This window comes from Arthrobacter sp. 35/47, from assembly GCF_000520475.1.
GTDB classification, from domain to species: domain Bacteria; phylum Actinomycetota; class Actinomycetes; order Actinomycetales; family Micrococcaceae; genus Arthrobacter_D; species Arthrobacter_D subterraneus.
Window position 1 is genome coordinate 1 of sequence record NZ_KI914602.1, and the last position, 2,716, is coordinate 2,716.

The following is a 2,716-nucleotide window of genomic DNA, read 5'->3' on the forward strand; positions in this document are numbered from 1 at the left end:
TTTTTGTTGCCTGGATCAATCCGTTCTGGGCTGTATCCGACGTGGAAGTCCACGCCTGCCTTGAGTCCGGATCCCTTCTCAAGGATCGGAACCAGCAGTTCCTCTGTGGTGCCCGGATAAGTAGTCGACTCCAGCACCACGGTCGCGCCGGCGGTCAGGTGGCTGGAAAGAGATTCGGCCGAGCGTTCAATGAAGCTCAGGTCGGGCAAGCTTTCTCGGAGGGGGGTTGGAACCGTGATTACTGCAATATCAAAACTGGAAGCGTCAGCATAGTCGGAAGTAGGAAGGTAATCGCCCGAGTGCAGGGCTGATGTGAGTTCGGCATCGGAGATGTCATCCACGTATGAAGCGCCATTGCGAAGGCTTTCGATCCGGTTGGTATCGAGATCGACTCCCACCACTCGATAACCGACGGCTAAAGCGCGCATGGCTACGGGCAGACCAACGTAACCCTGTCCCACCACGACGACTTTGCGTGCTGATTCACCCATCGAATTCCCCCGTTATATCCCAAAGTCCAGCGATCGGAACCGCCCCGGTATTGACCGCCTGCCGACTGGCCGCATGTGTCCTTCCTGAGGATACCGGCCGCAATTGGGGAACACGATTCAGCGGCGTTCCGTCTCATCATCATGCCGATACGCCAACGCGTACACAATCACGGTGCCAACCGCTGCACCCAGCGAGTTGGCGAGCACATCCTGCACGGTAGCGAACCGCTCCGGGCGGAACAGATTCTGTCCCACCTCAATGAAAATCGACGCAAAAAGACCCGCAGGCAACGCGTGCCACGCACGCCGTAACGGCAGGAACGCTGCAACCAGGATGCCGAACGGAACAAACAGGACAACGTTGGCTGAAACCTCCAGCAGACCGTATCCGGCCCACAGCGGCATTCCCCGCTCGTCCAGCCAGCCCAATACCCGGTGGATCATCCCTGACGCGCCCTCATCGACGGGCGACGGCCAGAAGGCGATGAGTGACAGCACCAGCAGGTAACCGGCCAGCAAGCTGGCAAGGACGCGTCGTCGTCGTACTGGTTTTGAAGGGCCAGCCGTCACCGGTGCTTTCGTTCCCAGTCCACCAACGTATCCACCGCCGGCACCAGCTCACGGACCATCTGCTGGTAGACGGAATCGTCGCGGCGGAAAGGGTCTACCACGTCGTCGCCGGAAGGGTCTGCCGGATGGACGGTGCGGGCACGCACCACCTTCGGGAGGATGGCACGCCAGCGCATCGGGGCGCAGAGGGACGGGTCGCCGTCGAGCGGTGTGATGAGCCTCGCGAACTCACGCAGGGTGAAGGTCTTCCGCAGCAGGGACGGCATCAGCTCGATGATCTGGCCGCGATGGTCGCGGGTGAGAGTCAGGACAAGGTCCTTGCCGTCGAGGATGCGCTCCTCGACCTGGCGTGCGGCGAAGTTGTTCGTATCCCCATTGAAGACGCGCACAAAGCCGGCCACCTGTGGGTCGATCTCCCGGCCCACCAGTGCACCCGTGCCGGCGCTGGAGACCTCGAACTCACCCGGCGCCAGCGCGTCGAAGGAACTCCGGAGGAGGCGCTCAACCATGGGGGAGCGGCAGATGTTGCCCGTACACACGGCAAGGATGCGGAACGGCGTATCGGTGGTCATGGCCTCTATTCCTGGAGACTACGCCTGGGCGGCGCGAAGGACGGGTCTACCTCGAAGCGTACCGGTCCCACAGTCCCGCTTCGGCCAGCCCACTGCCCATGCTGTAACATGGATCCTCGATGCCTAGGCGAGGGAGCGGTCTGGTGAACTCCAGAACGCGCTCCGTGATCGACGGTGGCTGGCGGCTTTCCTGACACGCGCACCTGTTTGCGCCGGGATGGTCCTGGGCTTTCGTCACTTCATCGCATGGTACGCCCAGAAGACCATAAACACTCAGGAGACATCATGTCCGAGCAGAAGCTCGCCGCAGAACTGCGCACCGATTTCGGTAAGGGCGCTGCCCGCCAGGCACGCCGCGCCAACAAGATCCCCGCCGTCATCTACGGCCACGGCGCCGATCCCATCCACGTACTGCTGCCCGCCAAGGCAACCACCCTGGCAGTCCGCCACGCCAACGCCCTCCTCAGCGTCGACGTCGACGGCGAAAACCACCTCGCCCTCGCCAAGGACGTCCAGCGCAACCCCCTCAAGCAGATCGTCGAGCACATCGACCTGCTGACCGTCCGCCGCGGCGAGAAGGTCACCGTCGAGGTCAACATCCACGTTGAGGGCGAGCCCAAGCCGGGCGTCGTCACCAACCTGGAGCAGACCACCGTGTCCGTTGAGGCCGAGGCAACCCACCTGCCCGAGTCCCTCACCGTCAACCTCGACGGCCACGGCGTGGGCGACCACGTCTACGCCTCCGACATCCGCCTCCCCAAGGGCGTCACCCTCCTGACCGAAGCCGAGACGCTGATCATCAACGTCTCCTCGCCGGTTGTCGAGGACCTGGGCGAGACCGCCACCGAGACCGGCGTTGACTCCGACGGCGGCGAAGCCACCACTGAAGAAGCTACCGGCGATGTGGTTCCGGAAGCCGTCGAGTCCTAAGACTCCACCGGTGTCAGACAACACCTGGCTGATAGCCGGGCTCGGGAATCCCGGGCCCGGCTATTCCGGCAACCGGCACAATGTGGGCCAGATGGTCCTCGACGTGCTGGGTGCGCGGCTGGGTGGCAAGTTCGGCACCTCCAAGGCACGCGC

At 63.2% G+C, this 2,716-nt stretch carries 3 protein-coding genes and 2 pseudogenes; 2 read left to right on the forward strand and 3 right to left on the reverse strand.

The window, feature by feature from the left end:
• From X803_RS19195 to X803_RS0110330, 3 genes and pseudogenes are all read right to left on the reverse strand, one after another.
• Positions 1–491: pseudogene (locus X803_RS19195) on the reverse strand (nucleotide sugar dehydrogenase); the annotation flags it as partial.
• 117 nt (positions 492–608) lie between these two features.
• Entirely contained in the window at positions 609–1,061 is a 453-nt protein-coding gene (locus X803_RS0110325; RefSeq protein WP_026545079.1) for a VanZ family protein, read from the reverse strand.
• Positions 1,058–1,633, reverse strand: a complete 576-nt coding sequence (locus X803_RS0110330) for an arsenate reductase/protein-tyrosine-phosphatase family protein (RefSeq protein WP_026545080.1) — start codon at positions 1,631–1,633, stop codon at positions 1,058–1,060. The genes X803_RS0110325 and X803_RS0110330 overlap by 4 nt, the downstream gene beginning before the upstream one ends.
• Positions 1,634–1,918: 285 nt before the next feature.
• Here X803_RS0110330 and X803_RS19200 point away from each other — a divergent pair, with 285 nt between their 5' ends.
• The gene (locus tag X803_RS19200; protein WP_035778583.1) at positions 1,919–2,563 is read left to right on the forward strand and encodes a 50S ribosomal protein L25/general stress protein Ctc; all 645 of its coding nucleotides are present in this window, start codon (positions 1,919–1,921) and stop codon (positions 2,561–2,563) included.
• Positions 2,535–2,716, forward strand: a pseudogene (locus X803_RS22785) (aminoacyl-tRNA hydrolase); the annotation flags it as partial. The gene X803_RS19200 and the pseudogene X803_RS22785, both read left to right, overlap by 29 nt.

Bases quoted from the DNA above. Each gene is read 5' to 3' on its own strand.
- X803_RS19200 (WP_035778583.1), top strand. From the start codon at position 1,919: ATGTCCGAGCAGAAGCTCGCCGCAGAACTGCGCACCGATTTCGGTAAG.
- X803_RS0110330 (WP_026545080.1), bottom strand. From the start codon at position 1,633: ATGACCACCGATACGCCGTTCCGCATCCTTGCCGTGTGTACGGGCAAC.